Genomic DNA, 707 nt, shown 5'->3' on the forward strand with positions numbered 1-707 from the left:
ATCAGCAACCGCTCTTGCAGAAACATCTTGCGCTTCTTTTTTGCCAGCAGCAGTGGTTGTAAGCCTTTTCTCTTCATTTTTCTTTGCAATAGTTGCGAGGCTGGTTGCTATTGTTTTTGCTTCATCTTCGCTTTTGCCTAATGCTATATTTTTGCTGTATTGCAGATCATATACCTTATCATACTCTTGAGCAACAGTGCGCTCAATATAAAGTGTTTTAAATTCAGCAATTCTCTCATCAACAGTTTTTTTATTTTTTTTCTCATAATGAATACCGTCGCAAGCTGTTAAATAATAATTAATATTCATATATGCTGTTGATCCTACCATATTGCTCATTAGCCACTTATACCTTTGAGCTATACTTAAATCAGTCATTACAAGTTTTAATCTTTGGCTTGATAATGTATCCGCCGGTAGTTCTAATGTCATAGAAAGAGAAGCAATAGGGAAGATATACACGCACATAAAAAAACAAACAATATATTTTATTGTTTTCGAAAATATATTTTTCTTGTTATTTTCTGCTTTTTTATGTGTTTTCAATATCCTCCCCTCCTCTCATAAACCTTTGGTTCTAGCCCTCCGCAGGAGCCGTTTGGGGGTGTGGGGCGATCCGGAACGCCCCACGTTTTGGCTACTTTTGCTACAAAAGTAGCATAACATATTCAAAGTTATCCCTGCAACACCGCATTCGCGAACTGACG

At 37.1% G+C, this 707-nt stretch carries 1 protein-coding gene; it reads right to left on the reverse strand.

Translation table 11 applies throughout. From position 1 onward, the window contains the following. On the reverse strand, positions 1 to 546 hold a 546-nt coding region (locus ACYVTD_RS15070; protein WP_461248525.1), incomplete at its 3' end, for a hypothetical protein. Positions 547 to 707: the final 161 nt, after the last annotated feature.

The sequence above is a fragment of the Treponema sp. R6D11 genome (genome assembly GCF_054786075.1).